The sequence below is a fragment of the Holzapfeliella floricola DSM 23037 = JCM 16512 genome, assembly GCF_001436605.1.
GTDB lineage: Bacteria > Bacillota > Bacilli > Lactobacillales > Lactobacillaceae > Holzapfeliella > Holzapfeliella floricola.
In genome coordinates this window covers 1-21,343 of the sequence record NZ_AYZL01000006.1, presented here as the reverse complement: position 1 = coordinate 21,343, position 21,343 = coordinate 1, and the positions used below count along the sequence as shown (strand labels likewise).

20 protein-coding genes are annotated in these 21,343 nt (G+C 35.8%); 14 read left to right on the top strand and 6 right to left on the bottom strand.

Annotated features, from left to right (window positions below; genetic code table 11):
- Window positions 1-94: 94 nt before the first annotated feature.
- The 3 genes from FC86_RS00285 (at window position 95) to FC86_RS00275 (ending at window position 3,143) form a co-directional block, all read left to right on the top strand.
- Window positions 95-2,044 (top strand): M13 family metallopeptidase, encoded by a 1,950-nt coding sequence (locus FC86_RS00285; protein WP_056974034.1) that lies wholly within the window; start codon window positions 95-97, stop codon window positions 2,042-2,044.
- 117 nt (window positions 2,045-2,161) lie between these two features.
- Window positions 2,162-2,707, top strand: a complete 546-nt coding sequence (locus FC86_RS00280) for a hypothetical protein (protein WP_056974033.1) — start codon at window positions 2,162-2,164, stop codon at window positions 2,705-2,707.
- Window positions 2,694-3,143 (top strand): 8-oxo-dGTP diphosphatase, encoded by a 450-nt coding sequence (locus FC86_RS00275; RefSeq protein WP_056974032.1) that lies wholly within the window; start codon window positions 2,694-2,696, stop codon window positions 3,141-3,143. The genes FC86_RS00280 and FC86_RS00275 overlap by 14 nt, the downstream gene beginning before the upstream one ends.
- Before the next feature lie 32 nt (window positions 3,144-3,175).
- On the opposite strand, the gene FC86_RS00270 is transcribed toward FC86_RS00275, so the two are convergent.
- Entirely contained in the window at window positions 3,176-3,583 is a 408-nt protein-coding gene (locus FC86_RS00270; protein WP_056974031.1) for a MarR family winged helix-turn-helix transcriptional regulator, read from the bottom strand.
- A gap of 149 nt (window positions 3,584-3,732) precedes the next feature.
- Here FC86_RS00270 and FC86_RS00265 point away from each other — a divergent pair, with 149 nt between their 5' ends.
- Window positions 3,733-4,674: an aldo/keto reductase gene (locus FC86_RS00265; RefSeq protein WP_056974030.1), complete on the top strand. Its 942-nt coding sequence runs from the start codon at window positions 3,733-3,735 to the stop codon at window positions 4,672-4,674.
- Between the two features lie 53 nt (window positions 4,675-4,727).
- On the top strand, window positions 4,728-4,895 hold the full coding sequence (locus FC86_RS06505; protein ID WP_156403305.1) for a hypothetical protein: 168 nt from the start codon (window positions 4,728-4,730) through the stop codon (window positions 4,893-4,895).
- 42 nt (window positions 4,896-4,937) lie between these two features.
- Here the strand turns inward: FC86_RS06505 and FC86_RS00260 are convergent, their stop codons facing one another.
- From FC86_RS00260 to FC86_RS00240, 5 genes are all read right to left on the bottom strand, one after another.
- The gene (locus FC86_RS00260; RefSeq protein ID WP_056974029.1) at window positions 4,938-5,789 is read right to left on the bottom strand and encodes an aldo/keto reductase; all 852 of its coding nucleotides are present in this window, start codon (window positions 5,787-5,789) and stop codon (window positions 4,938-4,940) included.
- A 3-nt stretch (window positions 5,790-5,792) separates the two neighbouring features.
- Entirely contained in the window at window positions 5,793-6,197 is a 405-nt protein-coding gene (locus tag FC86_RS00255; protein ID WP_056974028.1) for a MerR family transcriptional regulator, read from the bottom strand.
- A 140-nt stretch (window positions 6,198-6,337) separates the two neighbouring features.
- Window positions 6,338-6,736: a RusA family crossover junction endodeoxyribonuclease gene (locus FC86_RS00250; RefSeq protein WP_056974027.1), complete on the bottom strand. Its 399-nt coding sequence runs from the start codon at window positions 6,734-6,736 to the stop codon at window positions 6,338-6,340.
- 135 nt (window positions 6,737-6,871) lie between these two features.
- Window positions 6,872-7,336, bottom strand: coding sequence for a hypothetical protein (locus FC86_RS00245; RefSeq protein ID WP_056974026.1), 465 nt, complete (start codon window positions 7,334-7,336; stop codon window positions 6,872-6,874).
- Between the two features lie 15 nt (window positions 7,337-7,351).
- Window positions 7,352-8,194, bottom strand: a complete 843-nt coding sequence (locus tag FC86_RS00240; RefSeq protein ID WP_056974025.1) for an outer membrane protein assembly factor BamD — start codon at window positions 8,192-8,194, stop codon at window positions 7,352-7,354.
- Window positions 8,195-8,379: 185 nt separating this feature from the next.
- On the opposite strand from FC86_RS00240, the gene FC86_RS00235 reads away from it, so the two are divergent.
- The 9 genes from FC86_RS00235 to FC86_RS00195 all read left to right on the top strand — a co-directional run.
- Window positions 8,380-8,622 (top strand): DUF1659 domain-containing protein, encoded by a 243-nt coding sequence (locus tag FC86_RS00235; RefSeq protein ID WP_056974024.1) that lies wholly within the window; start codon window positions 8,380-8,382, stop codon window positions 8,620-8,622.
- The gene (locus FC86_RS00230; RefSeq protein ID WP_056974023.1) at window positions 8,622-8,861 is read left to right on the top strand and encodes a DUF2922 domain-containing protein; all 240 of its coding nucleotides are present in this window, start codon (window positions 8,622-8,624) and stop codon (window positions 8,859-8,861) included. The genes FC86_RS00235 and FC86_RS00230 overlap by 1 nt, the downstream gene beginning before the upstream one ends.
- A gap of 432 nt (window positions 8,862-9,293) precedes the next feature.
- Window positions 9,294-11,447 carry an immunoglobulin-like domain-containing protein gene (locus FC86_RS00225; protein WP_056974022.1) on the top strand — a complete coding sequence of 718 codons (2,154 nt, stop codon included), beginning with the start codon at window positions 9,294-9,296 and terminating at the stop codon, window positions 11,445-11,447.
- A gap of 165 nt (window positions 11,448-11,612) precedes the next feature.
- The gene (locus FC86_RS00220) at window positions 11,613-14,708 is read left to right on the top strand and encodes a glucosaminidase domain-containing protein (RefSeq protein WP_056974021.1); all 3,096 of its coding nucleotides are present in this window, start codon (window positions 11,613-11,615) and stop codon (window positions 14,706-14,708) included.
- A 111-nt stretch (window positions 14,709-14,819) separates the two neighbouring features.
- Window positions 14,820-15,641, top strand: coding sequence for a type 2 periplasmic-binding domain-containing protein (locus FC86_RS00215; protein WP_056974020.1), 822 nt, complete (start codon window positions 14,820-14,822; stop codon window positions 15,639-15,641).
- Between the two features lie 186 nt (window positions 15,642-15,827).
- Window positions 15,828-16,301, top strand: coding sequence for a sigma-70 RNA polymerase sigma factor region 4 domain-containing protein (locus tag FC86_RS00210; protein ID WP_056974019.1), 474 nt, complete (start codon window positions 15,828-15,830; stop codon window positions 16,299-16,301).
- A gap of 121 nt (window positions 16,302-16,422) precedes the next feature.
- Window positions 16,423-19,386 (top strand): peptidoglycan recognition protein family protein, encoded by a 2,964-nt coding sequence (locus FC86_RS00205; protein WP_056974018.1) that lies wholly within the window; start codon window positions 16,423-16,425, stop codon window positions 19,384-19,386.
- Between the two features lie 236 nt (window positions 19,387-19,622).
- Entirely contained in the window at window positions 19,623-21,080 is a 1,458-nt protein-coding gene (locus tag FC86_RS00200; protein ID WP_156403304.1) for an ABC transporter substrate-binding protein/permease, read from the top strand.
- A partial coding sequence (locus FC86_RS00195; protein ID WP_156403303.1) for an ATP-binding cassette domain-containing protein occupies window positions 21,080-21,343 on the top strand: 264 nt, incomplete at its 3' end. The genes FC86_RS00200 and FC86_RS00195, both read left to right, overlap by 1 nt.

Here is a 21,343-nt window from a genome sequence, read left to right as displayed (position 1 = left end):
AAAGTCAGCAAAATTGCTGGCTTTTTGTTTTCTCATCATTATTTAATTGTGTTATCATAGTAAACATACAAACAAGAAAAAGGTAGGTTTATTTATGACACATTATATGAACGTTCGTGGTGGTGCAGGTGACATTACAGTTCCTGAAACAAAATCACCAAAAGATAATCTTTATCTATCAGTTAATGCTGAATGGTTAAAGACAGCCGAAATCCCAGGAGATAAGCCTGCAACAGGTAGCTTTAATAAAATTGCTGAAGATGTTGAAAAAACATTAATGGCTGATTTTGAAGATTTTGCCTCAGGTAAAAAAGAACCCAAAGCCAAAGAGTTAAAAGAAGCCATTAAGTTATATCAATTAGCTTTAGACTTTGATAAGCGTAATGCAGAAGGTGCAGAACCTATTCAAGAAGACTTAGCCAAATTGACTAACTTGAAAGATTTTGCTGACCTTAACCAACAAGCTGGTCAATTATCAAAGACAGGATTTTCTCTTCCAATTGATTTTGGGGTTAATATTGATATGAAAGATACTAAACACCATATTTTATTCCATAGTGGCCCAGGCGTTTTCTTGCCTGATACAACACAATATGGCACTGAACAAGGTGATCAGTTATTAGCTGTTTACAAAGATCAATCTGAAAAGTTATTACAATTAGCAGGTTTTGATAACCCAACAGCTAAAGCTTACGTTAAAGATGCTCTTGCATTTGATGAAAAATTATCAAAAGTGGTTAAAAGTAATGAAGAATGGGCAGACCGTCCAGCAGTGTACAACCCTTATTCAGCAGCAGACTTCAAAAAACACTTCAAGAGTTTTGACGTTGAAGGCTTAATCACTGAACTTGTGGGTCATATGCCAGAACGTTTGATTGAAGCTGAACCAAGATTTTTAGAACATGCTGAATCATTAGTAAACCCAGATAATTTTGACGAAATCAAAGGGTGGATGATGATCACTTATATCAATAGTGTTGTGGGATCACTTTCACAAGAATTCCGTGAAACAGGATTTGCTTATAATCAAGCATTAACGGGTGTTAAAGAAATGGCTAGACCACAAAAACACGCGTATCATTTAGCTAATAGTCGTTTTGCAGAACCTGTAGGGAACTATTATGGTGAAACTTACTTTGGTGACGATGCTAAGCAAGATGTGACTCGTATGGTTGAAAAAATGGTACAAATCTACAAAAACCGTATTCAAGCAAATGACTGGCTGTCAGATGAAACTAAAGAAAAGGCCATTGTGAAACTGGAAAAGATTGCCGTTAAGATTGGTTACCCTGATAAAATTGAAGACATTTACTCAAAATTCCATGTCACACCAGCTGAACAAGGCGGCACATTATATGGTAATTTGTCTGCTATGAGTCGCATTTCAATTCAAGAAAACCTAGACAAGTTGACTAAAGAAGTTGACCGCTCAGAATGGGCAATGCCAGGTAACTTAGTGAATGCTTGTTATGATCCAAGTCGTAATGATATTACATTCCCAGCTGCTATTTTGCAAAAACCATTCTATGATTTACATCAATCTTCTTCTGCTAACTATGGTGGAATTGGCGCTGTTATTGCGCACGAAATCTCACATGCTTTTGATAATAATGGCGCACAATTTGATGAATACGGTAACATGAACAACTGGTGGCAAGATCAAGATTTTACTGAATTCAAAAAACGGACACAAGATATGATTGATTTATTTGATGGCGTTGAATATGGTGATGGCAAGATTAATGGTAAACAAGTTGTTTCAGAAAACGTAGCTGATGCAGGTGGTCTATCTAACGCTATTGAAGCAGCAAAATCAGAACCAGATGCTGATTTGAAAGCATTATTTGAGAACTGGGCGCGTGTTTGGAGTCAAAAAGCTGAAAAAGCTTACATGCAAATGTTGCTTGCTGTTGACGTTCATGCGCCAGGTCCAATGCGTGCCAACGTTCAAGCACAAAATATGAATGAATTCTATGAAGTCTTTGATGTTAAAGAAGATGATGGTATGTATCTAGAACCAGAAAAACGCGTTAATATTTGGTAAAATAGAAAGTCTCTACATTTTTGTAGAGATTTTTTATTTTTCTAAAGTGTCGCTTTTGTGATATGATAAAAATATGTTATTTTAATATTTTATTAATTTAAAGAAAAGGAGGTAATCATGTTATCAAAATTGCTAGAAAGTAGATGGTTCAACCGTTTGTATCATGCCATTCACAAGGTATTTGTTTTTGATGTGACAGCTTTATTTTATAGCGGGCTATCCTTTATTTTAATAGTCTTGTACTTTTATGGTCAGATGTACGTTGTTAATCATTTAGAGTACCCTGAAAGTTATTTTATTGGGCCAGGCAGTTTCTATGATGTTGTTTATCTACTGGGTAAAAATGATCACGTGATTGCGCCTTTGATTGTCACGACATTATTTTTTATTATGCCATTGCTACTGAGTTTAGGGTCAATCGTTCGATTTAAATCTCGGGGTCGTTACTTCTTAATCTCAGTATCGACGATGAGTGTAATTTTTGTCGGTCTATATACATTTGTTATTAACAAAAGAGACTATCGGTTTTATCCTGTGAATTATTTCAATATGACAAGTCTTGTCACGCTATTTATTTTAAGTGTCATGTTACTTTATGCAGGGTATCTCATTTACCAAAAACAAAAAATTGACAAGGGAGAAAGCTTGGATGCACAAAACTGAAAAAACTAAACTGTTAAATTTTATTATGATTAAAAAGCAAGATGAGGTTTTGATTTTGAATCGTCATGATAAGTTTAAAGGCTACACATTTCCCGGCGGTCATGTTGAAGCAAATGAATCTTTTGTTCAAAGCGTTAAACGAGAAGCTAAAGAAGAGACAGGACTTGATATTGTTGATATTGAACTAGTGGGGACTTGTCAGTATCAAGAGCAAGATTATCGCCGTGTTATTTTGTGTTATCAGGCAAAGGCTTCCACAACTAAACTATTATCTAGTTCAGAAGGTGAAGTGTTTTTTGCCAAGTTATCAGATTTAGATATAAACAAGTATGCTAGCGGGTTTAAAGAACTGCTAGAGTTGTGTATTAATCCTAATTATTCTGAATTAGTTTTTGAAACTTTACCAAACGAAGAGAATCAAACACACTATTATTAAAAAAAGCACCTGACAAATTGTCAGCGTGCTTTTTATTTGAGCTTAGTCAACATTTGAGATAACATGCGTCGTTCTGTTGGAGTTAAGCCAGAAGTCAGTGATCGTGTGGTTTGGGTGATAACATCATCCACTTGTGGATAAATGCGGGCACCTTTCTCGGTTAAAGAAAGAATTGATGTTCGACGATCCACAAAATCTTGTTGTTTGTATACCAAATCCAAATCAATTAGATGCTTAAGTTGACGCGTCACATTGCTGGCATTGATGGCGGTATTTTGAATCAATGCTTCTTGTTTGAGTTGTCTTTCTTTGGCCACTTTCAAAAAGAAAAAGTAGTTGGTGCTGTTTAATTGAAAAGGCTTGAGATTTTTATTGAGTTGATTTTGAAATTTGCGAGATAATAAGGAAAATAAAGGCAAAATATCATTTGCTTTCGTCATAACAAGCCTCCTAAAGTGATAATTTAACAATTTCAAGTATACACTAATTTCACTAAAATAGGAAAACTCACAAGACTCAATATTGGTAAAAATCATGAGTTGGGTGTAGGCTCAAGATAATAAAATAAATTAGAAAGAAGTGTGCAGATATGTCATTAACAACAAAAATTGGAAAAAGTAATATTGAAACAAAAAAGTTGGGACTGGGAACCAATAAAGTTGGGGGACATAATTTGTTTCCTAATCTAGATGATGAAGAAGGACAAGAAGTTGTTCAAACGGCAATTGATTCAGGAATTGAAATGATTGATACAGCATTTGCTTATGGATTAGGACGTTCAGAAGAATTGATCGGGGAAGTTCTAGCTAAAAACCCAGCACGACGCAAGAAATTAACAATTGCTACAAAAGCCGCACAAGATCCAGCACAAGAAATGGCCATTAACAATGACCCGGAATTTTTAAAACAAGCTGTTCATGATGCACTTAAACGATTGCAAACTGATTATATTGATATTTTTTATATTCACTTTCCAGATAAAGATACACCAAAAGATGAAGCTATTGGTGCTTTGCATGAATTAAAAGAACAAGGGCTAATTCGAGCTATTGGGGTTTCAAACTTCTCGCTTGAACAATTAAAAGAAGCCAATAAAGATGGCTATGTTGATATTGTCGAAGATCGTTATAACTTATTGCATCGTGAAGCAGAAGATGAGTTATTCCCATATTTACGCGAGAATAATATTTCATTCGTGCCATTCTTCCCATTGGCTTCTGGATTGTTGACAGGTAAATATCATGAAATCACTAGCTTTGCAGATGATGATATTCGTAGCCAAGATGAAGACTTTCAAGGAACACGGTTTGAACGAATTATCAAAAGTATTCAAGAAGTTCAAAAAATTGCAGATGCTTATGGCGTAAACGTTGCACAGTTAATCTTAGCTTGGTATATCAAAAATCCAGACATTTCAGTTGTTATTCCTGGTGCTCGTGTTAAAGAACAAGTTGTTTCTAATATGCGCTCACTTGAAATCATTTTGAACCAAGAAGATTATGATAAAATTGATAATCTATTTCAGCTATAAACCTATGCTATAATTAATTTTGTAACTAATCTTCACAGGAGGACTAAGTCACGATGAGACAATTATTTGCATTATTTTGGCTAGTACTAGGTGTCATCTATTTGTTTTTTAATATTTCAGATTTGTTCACCGCATTTTCATTCAAATCAGTGCTTTTAAGTTTGGTAGCACTGTTTGTGATTGCAATCAGTGTGGGTGATTTGAAAAATAATCGACAATAAAAAAACAGCTACTTTTAAGTAGCTGTTTTTTTGTGAATTTAATTAAAGGTGACGACTTGCCATCCATTTAATCATTTCAGGATCATGGTGATCAAAGAATTGACTAGTTTGTGTATCTAGTGTTTTGATTTGATCCATGTCTTCTTTTGATAATTCAAAGTCCAAAACATCAATATTTTGAGCCATTCTTTCAGCTTTAACTGATTTAGCCAAAGGAATGATATTACGTTGTACTAACCAGCGTAATATTACTTGAGCAACTGATTTATGATATTTTTGACCGATTTCAGATAAGATTGGGTTAGTGAATAAACCGTTTTTACCTTCGGCAAAAGGTGCCCAGGCTTCAATAGTAATGCCATAATCTTGAAGATAGCTTACTTTTTCAATATTTTGGTTGAATGGGTTCACTTCAATTTGGTTGACCATTGGTTTGATTTTGCTGAATTCTGCTAGGTTAATGGCTTGGGCAACATCAAAGTTTGAAATTCCGATTGATTTAAGCTTGCCTGCTTCATATGCTGCTTCCATAGCGCGCCAAGCACCGAAAATATCATTATAAGGTTGGTGAATTAAAAGTAAATCAAGGTAATCTAGTTGTAAACGGTCTAAAGAAGCTTGAATAGCTTGAGGGGCTTTGTCAGCTGTGACATCTTCAACCCATAGTTTTGAAGTAACGAATAACGCTTCACGAGTGACAAGTCCTGATTCAATTGCTTCTTTGATAGCTTGGCCGACTTCAACTTCGTTGCCATAACTAGCAGCAGTATCGATTAAACGGTATCCTGTTTTAATAGCATCAAGAACAGCTTGTTTTGTTGCCCCTTCTTCACTGATTTGAAAAACACCAAAACCAAGTTCTGGGATTGTTACATTGTTTGTTAATTTAGTCATTTGTTAGTCTCCTTTTTCATCTTTAGCATGATAAACTAATTTTTCATTTTCATAGTTAAGTGTATGATCTTCAAAATGATCAATTTTATAAGAAAGATAGTTAATTGTTTTTTGTCTTTCTTCAACTTCTTTGAGTAGTGAGTCACGTTGTTCAACTAATAATTGTTTGCGGTAATCATTGGTATTTTGGTCACTGCGAAATAATTCAACGAATTCAAATAATGCTTCAATTGACATTCCTGCGTTACGCAAAACTTTAATATAAAAGACCCAGTTCATATCCATCTCTGAATAGTCGCGATAACCGCTAGTGTTACGAGTGATTTTAGGGAGCAAACCAATCCGCTCCCAATAACGCAACGTATCTTTTGATACATCGAATTCCTTACTAACTGCATCAATTGTCATTTTTAGCACCTCTTTTCAAAACTAGTTGTTTAATTGATAAATTCATTCTAAACCTTTAAGTTCACTTCAAGGCAAGCCTTTTTTGAAAATAAAAAAGAGTGCTACTCATATCTTCATGAGTAGCACTCTTTTACTAGGTATTAAAGTTCTTCAACTAGGACCTCAACGTGTGGGGTTAAGCTGTAAAATTTTTCGATTGAATAATTAGTGATTTGTTTAGCACTTGAATAGATAACGTTAGTTAAGGCTTCACTCACACAAGAAAAGTATTGCATGAGTAAACCGTCAAACATTGGCTTAATCGTTCCGTTAATCATGCCATTGCGTTGTCTAACAGGAACTGTTTTTGGAATTTGGTTATAAACATGTACGGTGATTTTGATAGCACTTGCAATCGGTAAATCTTGATACATGATTTTGGCCTCTTGGCTCAACCTAGCAGAATATTGCTTAATGGCTTCTAGGTTTGATAGATTCTCAAACTGAAAATCTTTTTGATTAGTTTCAACGTCATTAGCGTCGAATTTTAAATGGATCAATAAAAAACTCCTTGGTTATGGGTCATAAATTACGGTTGCCGAAATACGACAACCCAATAAGTATACCACGTTTGGCACTAAACACCTAATAAAAAAAGACAACCACAAAATTGTAGTCGTCTTTTAGGTTAGAAATTAAGAAATTGAATCGTGAACTAATCCACGTTCTTTGTGGTACCAGTTGTTCCAATCTTCAAATGTTTCAAAGTTGTGAACGTCTTCATTACCTTTTTCAGCAATATCATTAATTAACATTTTGAAACGATCACCTTGATTAAATAAACATTTACGCATTAATTCATAGTCAGGCACGTTGATGTTTTGGATGATGAAACGGTTCAAGTCCATTGTTAAGTGATGTGGACGGTCATAGTAAGTCAATAATTCAAGATTATCATTCTTTAGACGATCAATATAAAATAACACGAAACTTTTATCTTTATCTGAGTAGTCAGGGTAGTCCGTATCTTCTTCAACGTTGTAAGTGAAAGGACGGTCAAAGATGGCACGGTTCTTGTTGTAAAATTCGTCAGCAAAGCGTTCTTGAACGCTTTCTTCAGTTGTTTCTTGTTCTTGTTGTAAGTCTTTTTCTTCAGCCATTGTTAGGCTCCTTTCTTAGTGTGATTCACCAAGGAATTCTTCTACATCTTCCATTGTAATAGAACTATGGTGATTTGCAATAGAAAAACGATGCAACTTTTGTAATTGTTCATCAGAAAATTCTTTTTCATCAATTCCAAGAGCCGTTAACCGTTTACGAGCTTGAATGAGTTCTTGGATAGCTGAGAGATTAGTTAATTCTGTTGTGGGTTGTGGGGTAGGTTGATTAGAAGCAGTGACCTTTTGTTGAGTCTTGAATTTAGCTTTGTCAGCTTCTTGCTTATCTTTTGCAGATTTTGCAAGAGACTCAAACTTGGCTTTGATATCACCAAAAGCAGGTTTTGATAATTGTTCATCAGTTAACAAGCGATTAGTTTGGTCAATGACTTCTTGATAGTGGCTTTCATTGAAGAGTTGACGCAGATTATTTAGTTTTGGGTTGTAGTCAGACTGAATGGTGGTAAGGGCGTTGTCAATCGTACTAACCCAATCACTGGCTGTTTCACTCATCATAGCATTGCCGTGTTCAAGCGTTTGTGCTTGGTTGAAGTAGTCTTTTGCTGTGACTAAATCAGAGTTTTTGAAATAATTCACGGCTGTACTTAATAGTTGGGCTTGATTCTGGTAGGTCTTGGCAACCCCTTTGTCATCATAAATGGTGCTGGCTTCATTGAATTGCTGTTTAGCACTTTGATAGTTTCCTTTTTTAGCGGCATCTTGGGCTAAATTGAAAACGAGATTATAGTGGTTTTGTTCAGCATTAGCGTTAAGTGAACCATTAGCAAATAGCATGACTGCTAGACCAATAGCCATTACACTAGCAACTGCTATCACCACCGAAAAAATCGACTTTTTCATCTGTATCCTCCGTAAGGTAAAAGTAAAACTGAAACTTCAAGTTTCTATATTATCGGTAATTATCAAAAAAAACAAGATGACTTGTCCAGTTTACTCGATTTCAAACGTTACTAAAGATGTAAGCAATTTGAAGCTAGCTCAAAAGAACTTACACACTTATATAAACAATAGAGGAGAACAATATTATGACCGATACAAGAGATTTCATCAGTGCTAACTTAGAACTAACTTATTCAAATGAAGAAAACAAGGCCTACAAGGGCGGCATTCATACCCGTCGCTTCAGTGATATTCGAGAATCTGCAACGTCAACTGACATTAAGACATTTGGCCAAGCGATTGAATCCCTCACTGCAGGAGATGTGATGCAAAAAGCCGTACTAGTGACACGCCAAATGATTCAAACTGATAATGGAGGACAAAACTAATGACTAATGAAACTTTAACTTTACAACTCGAATTCAAAGACGCTGAAAAGAAAACACGTCAACTAAATCTGGAACATACCAAACAAGACTTATCCGCTGAACTCGTGCAACAAGCCATGAACCAAATTGTAACTAGTCACTTGATTGACAAAAAAGGAGTCGATGCGTATCAATCACCACAAGCTGCTCGCTATATTCGTCGAACTGTATCTGATGTATTTGCTGCTGCAAAAAATTAGGGTGTTGCTTGAACTATTCTTTCAATTAACTTAGCTGAGAAAGTATCCTTTGTGATGAGGGATGCTTTTTTAGTTTACAGTTATGTTTCAATTATTTTACAGTTGAGTAATAGAACTGTTAACAAGCATAGAAAGAGCGTTTATTTCCCTTTAAATCAACGATTATCTATTTTGTGACCAACCAAAAAGCCTTTGCATTATTATAATATTTTGTTACAATGTTCATGTGGTTATGCGAATGACCTAACTAGATAGACTTAATTCAACCTGTACAGCATGCGTGATCTTTTCATGACGGATGACTACCCAGGTGGATTTATAGACCGCCTGATTCGTAAGTAAGGGTTAATGTACATTATGGGTTTACCCAATATGTTAAGCCGTCTAGCTAAGGCTTCGTAACTTAACAATCTAAAGGAGGACACCACAATTATGAAAAAATCATCAATCAAATACTTTGGTGTGACAGCTGCTGCTTTACTAGCAGTTGCACCAATGGCTGCACAAACAGTATCATCTTCTCAAGGAAATACAGTTGCAGCTGCAACATCTGATGACACAAAAAATGCTACTACAGCAGCTCTAAACAGTATGAACTCATCAGTAACACTTTCATCAGCAGACAAAGTTTCAGCTGCATTGAAAAACACAAATGGTTCTATGAATCAATCTGCTAAAACAGGCTATTCAGATTTGAAAGATCAAGTAGCAAATAATGACTTTTTAGGTAAATTGTTACCTGCTTATACAACTATTACAAATGATACATCTGTAGAATATCGTTTATCACAAGTTGATGGTATGTCAGGTGATGACTTATCACAAAATGTAGCCAACAAAACTAAAAATGGTGCATCATACCCAGTGAACTTTACAGTTACTGCTTATGACACTGCCAATAAAAATGTTGTGGGTACAAAAAACATCACAATTAACTTCACAGGAGCTACAACTAATTCAGCTGAAAAAGTTAATCTTACCTTTGATACAGCCTCAGCAAAAGTTGGTGACAATTCATACAACTTTAACTTAGGTTATCAAGCTGTTAAAGATTTAATTGTTAAAGATGATTCAGGAAATGCAATTAAAGCATCGGGAACAAAAGCTCAACTTACAAAACAAGATAACAGTGCAGTTCCATCTACCGTAATTAGTTCAGATACAGGAAACTTTTTACAAAATACTCAATTGAAACAAACATTGACATTCACAATTCCTGCTATCAATACAGGTACAACTTCAAACCCTAGCTATAAAGTTCCTAGAGAAGTATCATTAAATGGTACTCCTGTCAGTCCAGTAAGTGATACTGCAAATGAGACAACAAGTAATGCAAACATTACTTACCAAGTAACGCGTAATGTTGTTGTATACAACAATGATATTTCAGCAACACCTTTCTTCTCAGTTAATGGTACAACTGCATCAAACGGTTCAATCGTTACTTTGAAAAAGGTTGACTCAGCTGATACAGAAACTAAAGGTTACAGTGTAAACGCAAATGGTGTAGTTCAAGCGGGATCTTCTGCTAAGACATCACAAATTGCCAAAGCCTTGAACACAGATTCTGATGTTAACAACAATAAAGTACAATTCAACTACGGTACCGGTGTGAATACTGACAACGCAATAATTACAAAAGATGACATTGCTAACGGTATTAAATCAATCGGTGGTAAAGTTGATAGTGATGGTTTAGTATCTGGTTTAAAAGGTGTAAATTATATTCCTGTAACTGTTTACAGCCCTATTAACAACAAATCAGCAAACATCCAATTGCTAGTTAACTTCTCAGCATCAACACAAAATGCTGATACTTCACTACCTGGATTTACTTTTGATAACAATACAGATTCATCAAAAGCTACATTGAATCCATCAGATATTACACTTATTCAAGGTCAAAAATTCAACGCTTACGATGGTGTTAAATCTTTTGATAACACAAATAACAGTGCTCCTGAAATTATGAGCGGTTACTGGACAGTTTCAAACCCAGTTAACACAAATGTACCAGGTTCATACACAGTAACTTACTCAGTAACAAACTCACAAGGTAAAACAACTTCAGTTAACCGTAAAGTTAACGTGCTATCAGTAAACAATGCTGGTGTAGATAAAGTTGTTAACTTCGTACCTGGTTACGGTGTTATGGTTTGGTCAGCTACTGACAATGCAGTTAACGCTACAAGTGACTTCGTACAACACGGTACAACTGTTAAAACATTTGATACAAAAACTGTAGATGGCGTATCTTACACACGTATCAACAAAGCTAACAGCAACCAATGGGTACAAAGCAAATACTTTGACGCAAACGCAAACAACGCACCACAAACAAACAACAACGATAACAACACAAACACAGATTCAAACAAAGAAACACCATTTGAAAGCACATTGACAATCAACTACGTACCAGGATACCGTGTATTCTTACGTGATGGTCAAGCTAACATGCAACAACAATCAGTTGCTCATGGTGAATCATTCAAAGTTTGGGCTAAGAAAACTGTCGGAAACCACACATACTACCGTATCGGTACAGATGCACAATGGATTGAAGACACATACGCTCAATTCTAATTAATACCTAATTAGATATTAAAAGACAATCTCAATTGAGATTGTCTTTTTTTGTGTCTTCAAATATAACATTTTGGTTACAAGTCGGGGCTTGACCTTGTTTAGCAAGTCTAAAGTTGGTACGATTGAGATAATAAGATGATTATAAAGAGGAGAGTAACTATAATGAGTAAAAAGTTTCTAACAACCACGTTAGCTGCTGCAACAGTTCTGTCTGTGTCAGCGTTGCCAGCGTCACATTTGTTGTCACAACAAGCTTCAGGTAATACTGTACAAGCTGCAACTAATGATAACGGTCAATTTATCGAAAGAATCGCACCTTATGCTCAAGCACAAGCAATGAATTATGGTGTTTATCCATCTGTTATGATGGCACAATCAATTCTTGAAAGTGCATGGGGAACATCAGCCCTTGGACAAGCACCTAATTATAACCTGTTTGGGATTAAAGGCGCCTATCAAGGTCAATCTGTTATGATGCCAACAAGTGAATGGGATTACAATGCAGGTAAATATATCCAAATTCAAGCACCATTCCGTAAATACCCTGACTTTGGCGCATCATTTGGTGATAATGGAGATAAGCTTCGTAATGGGTTAACAACTAACTCTAATTTCTATAATGGTACATGGATTGAAAACACAACAAGTTACCAAGATTCAACTAAGTGGCTAACAGGTCGTTATGCAACTTCTCCTACTTATAATACAAACTTAAATCGTGTGATTGAAACTTATAACTTAACGCGTTTTGATCCACAAGTGACTGCGGTAACAGGGCAAGTCCAAACTAAGACAACAGCTAACTTATACAACACTTACACAGGCGTAAAGACGAAGTCTAATACTGCAACAGCAGGTCAAGTTTTCTCAATCAACCAAAAGGTTGTTTTACCAGACAACAGTGTCTACTACCGTCTAACGAATAATCTATGGGTCAGTGACAAAGATGTGACTTCAAACATCAGCCAAGGGCCAACGAATAGTAATCAAAATACACAACCTACAACTGACAAAGCCCAAAGCTTTGCACCATTCAGTAAAGGTGCACAGTTGAATAGCAATGTTTCAGGCTATCAATTGGGTTCAGATAATACATTCAGTGCAAGTAAACAGTTGACAAGTCAACATATTCAACTAACAACTAAAGCAACAACGACACAGGGCGCAGTTTACTATCTATCAAGTACAAATGGTGTTTGGATTAAAGCTTCTGACTTAACTTTAGATAAAGACCAAGTGAGTCAAGCACCCGAAAACCCTGTGAATAAGACAACAATTGAAGCTAAAGATATGCGTATGCAAGATAACTACAATATGTATAGTTTAAATGGCAATACATTTAGCTTATCAAGCAATACCAATAATTTTAGTGAAAAGAATGTCAAAGCAATCCAAAAAGCTACACAAGGTAATCGTACTTACTACTTATTATCAGATGGTCAAAAAGAATTGGGTTGGATTGATCAATCAGGTGTTATTGATGGCTATAAAGTAGTTGAAGATTTCTACAACAAACAACCAGTTAAAATTACTGACTTAACACCTAGAACTGTCACAATCAAAGATAACTTCGACATGATGGCCTTAAAAGATAACTTATTTAGTCCTTCAATCAATACAAGTTCTTTGAGTAATAAGACTGTTACAATTACTAAGCAAGCAGTTAAAGATCACAGTATTTTCTTCTTAGCAACCGATGGCCAAAAAGAATTAGGCTGGATTGGTCAAATAGAACTTGATATTCATACAAGTAATCAAAGTAACTCACTAACTACACAAGATGTAACGCCACAAAAAGTGTCTGTTAATACAGGTGCTAAGAATTATTACTTAATGAACAATGGCTTTGTGAATGCAGGCGAAAAATTATCAGCATCAATGACAGTAATCAAAAACGCAAGCAAAGACGGTATCAGCTACAGCTTACTAGCAACTGATGGCAAGACACCAGTTGCTTGGGTACAAAGTTCAGATGTCAAAGCTACTAATGCAAATACACAACAACCGACAGATAACAAAATCACAACTCAAGATGCTTCAGGTCACAAGGTGACAGTTAACGCTAGTGCCAAGACTTACTACTTAATGCCAAATGGCTTTGTTGAAGCTGGTGAAAAATCACCATCATCAATGACTGTGATTAAGACAGCCACAAAGGGATCAACTCAATACAGCTTATTATCACAAGATGGTAAGACACCATTTGCATGGGTACAAACTTCAGACATTAAATCAGACAGCACAACATCAAATACAACTGATAACGCTAAAGTCACAACTCAAGCTATCACACCTAAATCAGTTAAAGTTGCACCTGATTACAACACTTACTACTTACTATCAAGTGGTTTTTCACGTTTTGGTAACACATCAGATATTAAGGACTCACAATTCAAAGTAATGCAAACTGCAACTCAAGGTAATAAGAATTATTCACTACTTTCAACAGATGGCCAAACCCCATTTGCTTGGGTATCAAGTGAAGCAGTGAGCGACAACCAAACAACACCACCAACATCAAACAACACAACTGCTAATATTTCATTAACTAATGTATCCAAAACAGCAACTGTTGTGAATGGTGGCAATGCCTTCTACCTAACAGGCAATAACAGCTCACTAGCACTAACTAGTGCAGGCAAGAGTGATAGTTTTACAGGTTCTGTTCAAGTAATCAAACAAGCCACTCAAAACGGTAAGAACTACTACTTAGTATCAAAAGATGGTCATACAGGACTTGCTTGGATTGACGAAGCAGGTTTATATTTTGGCGGTAATTCAAACCAAAGTAGTGTGCAAATTACTAAGGAAGATGGCCAACCTGTTTGGGTTCAACAAAGCAATCCAATGTTCCAACTACGTAACAATAGGTTTGAACCAATTCAAGGTAATGGCAGCTCTGCTAATGATTCATACCTCCTAACTGAAAGTGCAAAAGTTGGTCAAACAACTTATTACCACGTTTCAAAAAATGGCGGTGGTGATGATTTTTGGACAACAACACTTAAATTCCAAACTGGTCGTTTTACTAACCCAATCTCTGTAGCAGGTGTCGCAAAGATTAACTACATTCCTGGTTACAGTATTCGTGTGTGGGATCAAGACCAAAAACCAACTGATAATTTCTTAAAGCATGGGACAGAATGGCGCATCTTAGGTGAAGCACATTCAGATGGTAAGACTTACTATCAAGTTGGATTAAATCAATGGATTGACGGTCAATACGTACAATTAAGTAACTACAATAGATATAACTAAACAAACAAAAAAACCTCTCACAAGAGAGGTTTTTTGTTTGTTTAAAAATAATAGTACGCATTAACTGTATATTATGCTAATCTTAAGTTATTATAATATAAGGAGAGTATAATGAGAATTAAGTCGCATCCAGCATTAGAATTTTTTAAAGGAAAAATCATCTCACACGAGTTTTTGCAAACGGAGGAAGCAAAACAACAAATTGAGTTTAAAGATAGTCATGTGTTATCAGAAAAAGTGATAGCCATGTACTCATTCTTTGATGCGCCTATATTTTCAGGAGTGAAAACAATTATTTTTGATTTGGATCATGGGGTTATCGGGGTTAAAGCATCAACTAGACAATTAATGAATGATTTTGTAAAGTCAGGCACTTTGAACTTCTTACATGACCGTTATTTAAGGCGCTACTTTAAAGCGTCACACTTACATACATTTTGTTGTGGCACTTATACGTTTTTTTCATTGAAGGGATATGCTAAGCAAGTGACGGATTGGGTCGGGTTACACCATATTTTAGATATGAGTGATAATCAGCGTTTGATCTTATTTAAGTCACTTGTTGGGCTAGACTTTCGCTTCCAGGGTTTATTTGCTGTGGTTCATAAATTCGTGAATGAATCGGTTTCCATGTCAGCGTTTGCCCATCAGATTCTGCGACTGTTTTTGGATGAGCGTGGGTTATTATTTGCACCAAAAGACAACTTCGTTAAACGCTCCTTAGCCTTTAACGATGACTATATTTTGCGTCATTATCGACTGTTATTTCCAAGAAGTACGGAAAAAACAGTCTTTTTTTGTACCCTTATGAAAGAGGAGGCACTTAAAATCGCTTATCAACTACTCAAAAAAGAATATGACCTAATTATTGAAGAGCGTGAATGGTTACAGTTAATTGATTATCGGCTGAAGTCAAAACTTTATTTGTGGTAATTTTGCCCGCTGGGTAGTAGTGAAAAGGGTTGATGGCTGAAGAACCCAGGTATTGAATGATTAGCCTAATGTTGATGCCTTGCGGGGTTAGCTTGGTTAGACAAGCGGAGGAAGTACCAGTGTGATTCTTATATTCTAAGACTACCACAAGCGCTTGTGGCAACTTTTAGACGAAGAGGTCACAATATGGAACAGGCATTTAACCAAGCATTAATTAATAGTCGCGTGATACACGGGGCGATTAAAGCTGCCGGAATTTATCACTACAGAATGGATTATCAAGATTTTGTACAAGACGGCATCATTAATTACGCTAACGTTTACCACAAATATGCACCGCAAGAAGAGATGACTAAGATTAATCAGCTCGCTTTTCAAAAAATCAAATGGCAAGCACTGGATCAACTGAGAAAGCAAATGAGGCAAAGTGTTGAGGTTATCACAACAGACGAACAGTGGGAACTATTTCAAGATAACAACTCGTTTGATATTAGTGAAATAATTAATCAATTATCTTTTTCAATCCAAGATAAAAAACGACTTATTGCAATTTTTGATTCGGGATATACAATGGTGGATTTAGCTAAGAAAGAAAATATTTCAACCAAACATTTACAACGATTGAAGCAAGAATTAAGACGACAACTAACGAATAATTAGCTGTTAGTTTTCAATTGTATTACAAACCCCCCAACTGTATTGAGTATCGGCGGGTTAAATGTTAATTTATTAATATCGAGACTAATTTGTAAACAGCTCATGATGGAGGAAACATCTTTAAATGAAATCAACTAACAAAAAAATGCTTAAATTAGTGAGTGCGTCATCTTTAGCACTGACTTTGACTTTAGCTATTCAAAATAATTCAACTAATCAACAATCTGATAATCAATCACACGTTGTGCAAGCTGCAACGTCTCAAGTGAATGACTATATTAAAACTAAAGGATTTGCCAACCCAGCAGTCAATATTTCTGCTTCTACCTTTACTTCTGATGGCACGTATCGTTATGGTCGTCCAGAAGGGGTTGTCATTCACGAAACTGCTAACCCAACTTCAACAATTTATAATGAAGTAACGTACATGAAGAATAACTGGGACGATATTGGTGCTTATGTTCATGCTTTTGTAGATAAGTCCCAAGTTATTCAAATCCACAATCCAAGTCGTAGCGTTTGGGGAGCTGGCCCAGTTGCTAATAAACGATATATTCAAGTTGAATTGGTTCGTGAAAAGACATTTGACGGATTTGCACGTTCTGTCAATAATGATGCTTACTATGTAGCAAGCTTACTTAAGACTTACAACTTGCCTGTAGATAGCGCTGAATATGACGGTGCTGGAACAGTTTGGTCACATAATGCTGTTTCTAAATTCTTAGGAGGAACAAACCACACTGACCCTGTAGCTTACTTTAACAGCTATGGTTATAGCATGGATCAATTTATTGACCTAGTTAACCAAAAATATCAAGCTCTAGGGGGTAATACATCATCACAATCACCAACCCCAACCCCAACCCCAACCCCAACCCCTTCTAATACAGTGTCACAATATGGTGCGACTGAAAAACAATATACAGTTAAATCAGGAACATCAGGCTACTTATACACCTTAGGTTCAGATAATAAATTTAATCAATCGTCATCAGCTTCAAGTTTAGCTAATGGTCAAATTTATTCAACTAATACCAAAGCAACATACAACGGTGAAACTTACTCTTTACTAAAAAACAGTAGCAATGTTCCTTTTTCATGGATTAAAGACGCCGACTTAGTTGAATATATTAAGAATCAAGATCCAATTACTTCTCAAAGCAGCACTAGCTCATTGGCTACAATTAATGCGGGTCAACCAATCTACCAATACACAGACGAAGGTTACAAATCAAGTAACTCAGCAACTAGTCAAGCGACTTTAACGTTGACAACTAAAGCTATTACAAAATCAGGTAAGACTTACTACTTGGCAACTCTAAATGGCCAAAACTATGGCTGGGTAAATGCAAATAACGTTTCAATTGTGAAACCTGAAGTTTCAAACTTTAATAGTCCAGTAACGGTTAATGGTAATCAACCTGTTTACTATCTAACAGGAACAGGCTTTGGTGATGCAGGATACTCAAATTCATTAAGTGATATTTCACAAATCACACAACAAGCAACTTATAACGGCCAAACTTATTACTTGCTATCTAATAGTCAAGGCAGCCCACTAGCTTGGATTAATAGTAAAGGTGTGTCTCTTAAAGCAAAACCGAAGCCAGTTGTAGCTGACTTTACAAGCAATGCGTCAATTAAAGGTGGTTACAATACTTACTACTTAACAGGTAATGGCTTTTCTAATGCGGGTAATTCAAGTCAATTAACAGGGATCAACCGTGTATTACAAAAAGCCACATTAGAAGGTCAAACTTATTACCTAGTAGGTAATGGTTCAACACCAATAGCTTGGATTAGTGAAAGTGGTGTGACGTTACAAGGTAATACACCTGCACCAGAACCAGCAAAACCGGCAATCAGCAATTACAGCATGACTAATATTCAAGTTGGAGCTAATCAACCAGCTTATTACTTAGGAAGTAATGGCTTTAGTGATTCTGGTCAAAAGAGCCAAGAATTCAGTGTAACTCAAGTCATTCAAAAAGCAACGTATGCTAACAAGACTTATTATCTACTAGCTGATAGTGCAGGATCACCAGTTGTTTGGGTGCCAGCAGATGCTGTTTCTCAAAAAGCTAACCCAACCCCACAACAACCTCAAAATACTAAACCAGTATACTCAGATGTTAACCAAGCTGCTTCATTGAATAGTAATTACAAAACTTACTACATGATGGATTCAGGATTAGTGGATTCAGGGATGCTAACACAATCTATTACGTCAGCTAAAAGTGTTGTCAAAAAAGCGCAAATTGACTCAACAACATACTATTTAGTGTCAGATGGACAATCACCACTTGCATGGGTTGCTGAGTCAGGCGTTAATTTCAACACGACAGCCAACCAACCAAAACCTCAAAAACCTACAGTTTCTCAAATTACACCGCAAAACATCACACTAAAAGGCAATCAAAATGCTTATTATTTGATGGATAGTTTTGTTGATGCTGGAAGTACTTCATCTTTTGCAAATGTGGCTAAAGAAGTGACTGCAAAAGTAAACTACAACAACCAAACTTATTACTTGGTATCAGATGGACAATCACCACTTGCATGGGTTCCTGAAGCAGCCGTATCTTTTAGCACAAATACTAACAATTCAACACCAATGGCTAGTCAATATACCATGAGCGATGTTAACCAATCAGCAACAGTTAAGTCTAACTACAAGATTTACTACTTAATGGCTGAAGGTATGGTTGAAGGTGGTTTAAGTCAAAATCTGCAAAATGTGAATGCTGTTGTCAAAAAAGCAACTTACAATAACCAAACTTACTACCTAGTATCAGATGGTCAAACACCACTAGCTTGGATAAATTCACAAGGTGTGAATTTGAATGCTAATACTAATTCATCACAACAAAATGTGACACCAATTAGTGGTACTGTAACAATTAATTATCCAAATGCTTCAATTGCAATCTGGGACAAACCAGCTTCTTCAACAATTGATGGCCGTTACTTGCCACACGATTCACAATGGCAAATCTTTGCTAAACAAACCACAGCTGACGGTCGTGTTTGGTACTGTGTCGGTACTGATCAATGGATTGATGCACAATACGCTAACTTAGCTAACTAATTACTTCAAAAAGCAAAACCTAAATTGATTGGGTTTTGCTTTTTTTTAGTTGATCATGTTAGCTTTTCTGACATAAATGATTTTTTTTAGAAAAGGTTTGTTATAACATTTAATGAGGAATAATTGATTAGCATTTTTTATAGTGACGAAATTGGTCTATCTGTTATTTGATTAACATAAGATGACTTTTTTATGGTATATTAGGAAATATAATGGAAAAGGTGAGAGGGATTTTTATGAAAAAAAGCATCGTAGCAATACTTGCAGCGATTGTATCAGTAATATCAATTGCACTTGTAACGCCACAGCAAACATCAGTAAATGCGACAGAAAAGAAAGTTTACCAAATTGGTACAGACGTTACTTTTCCGCCGTTTGAATTTTCAAACAGTACAAATGGTCAATACGTGGGAATTGATATTGACTTGATGAAAGCTATTGCCGAAGAAGAAGGATTTGAAGTCAAAATATTACCACTTGGGTTTAGCGCGGCTGTTCAAGCTCTTGATACTGGTCAAGTTGACGGTATGATTGCTGGAACAACAATCACTAATGAACGTAAAAACAAGATGGATTTTAGTACACCTTATTACCACAGTGGTATTATTTTTGCTTCTGCTAAAGGTAGCGATGTTAAGTCAATTGAAGATGTTAAAGGCAAGCGTGTTGCTGTTAAGACTGGGACATCTGGTGCTAAATATGCCACTGAGAATGCAGATAAATACGGTTATCAAATCGTTAATTTTGACGATAGTAACTCAATGTATCAAGATGTAATCACTGGCAACTCAGCAGGTGTTTTTGAAGATATGTCAGTTGTTTCTTACGCAATCAACCAAGGAACAGCACTTCAAATTGCATCCGATACATTATCTAACGATCCTTATGGATTCTCAGTTAAAAAAGGCCAAAATCAAGACCTATTAAATGCTTTTAATCAAGGTCTTGAAAAACTAAAACAAAATGGTACATATGATAAAATTATTGCTCGGTATGTTGGAGAAGAAGCCATGAATAATCAACGCCAACAAAAGAGTGACGAAAGTAGCTGGAGTGGTCTACTAAAAGTTAATGGTTCTTCTTTGATGGAAGGACTAAAACAAACACTAATCCTAACCGTGATGGCGATTTTCTTTGCCACAATTTTTGGTGTCATTTTCGGATTAATGGGTGTTGTTCCAAGTAAAATATTGAATGGCATTTCAACTACTGTAATTTACATTTTCCGTGGATTACCACTGTTAGTATTAGCATTGTTTATTTATACAGGTATTCCAAGTTTAACGGGTGTTAGAATTCCAGCTGTTGTGGCCGGAATTATTACCTTAATGTTCAATGAGGGGGCTTATACCGCAGCCTTTATTGCAGGTGGGATTAAGTCTGTTGATAATGGACAAATGGAAGCTGCGCGTTCACTTGGGTTACCATTTAGTAAAGCCATGAGACGAGTTGTTCTACCACAAGGAATTAAATTAATTATTCCATCATTTATTAACCAATTTATTATCACATTGAAAGATACCTCAATCTTATCAATTATCGGACTAGTTGAACTGACTCAAACAGGTAAGATTATTATTGCTAGAAACCTTGAAGGATTCAAAGTTTGGGCAATTATTGCACTAATTTACTTAGTGATTATTACGTTATTAACATGGGCTTCTCAATATGTAGAAAGAAGGTTGAGTAAATAATGACTAAACAAACGGAAAATATTATTAAAGTTCGTGACTTGCAAAAAAGTTACGGTGATAATCATGTCATTAAAGGCGTTGATTTAGATGTTAAACGTAATCAAGTTGTTGTTATCATTGGGCCTTCTGGATCAGGGAAGAGTACCTTTTTGAGAATGCTAAACCATTTAGAAGAACCGACAGATGGCAATATCAATATTGATGGACATGACTTGAATAGTAAAGAAACTGATATTAATAAAGTCCGTGAAAAAATCGGCATG